We start from the raw sequence: 274 nt of genomic DNA, 5'->3' as shown, positions 1-274 counted from the left end.
GCATTAGTTCGATGATATGGTCTGGACACATAAAAGCTTCACCTCTTACACATACCGTAATTGTTGTCTTAGGGCTTCCCGGCCACGGTGAATTCTCGTTTTAACCGTTCCAAGTGGGAGGTTAAGAATTTCACTTATTTCATTTAAAGACAGATCCTCGATATATTTTAAAACAATGGCCGATCGATATTTTTCAGGAAGTTTTAAAATTTCCTTTTGTACCGTTTCCTGCAGTTCTAAACTTTCTAACTCTGTTTCAGGCAAAGAATGGTCA

1 protein-coding gene is annotated in these 274 nt (G+C 38.0%); it reads right to left on the bottom strand.

Annotation, left to right across the window (positions count from 1 at the left end):
• Positions 1–45 precede the first annotated feature (45 nt).
• A partial coding sequence (locus tag RYX56_RS22300) for a sigma-70 family RNA polymerase sigma factor (RefSeq protein WP_317124113.1) occupies positions 46–274 on the bottom strand: 229 nt, incomplete at its 5' end.

Source organism: Alkalihalophilus lindianensis (assembly GCF_032843265.1).
GTDB classification, from domain to species: domain Bacteria; phylum Bacillota; class Bacilli; order Bacillales; family Bacillaceae_D; genus Alkalihalophilus; species Alkalihalophilus lindianensis.
This window is presented reverse-complemented; position numbering and strand designations above follow the sequence as displayed.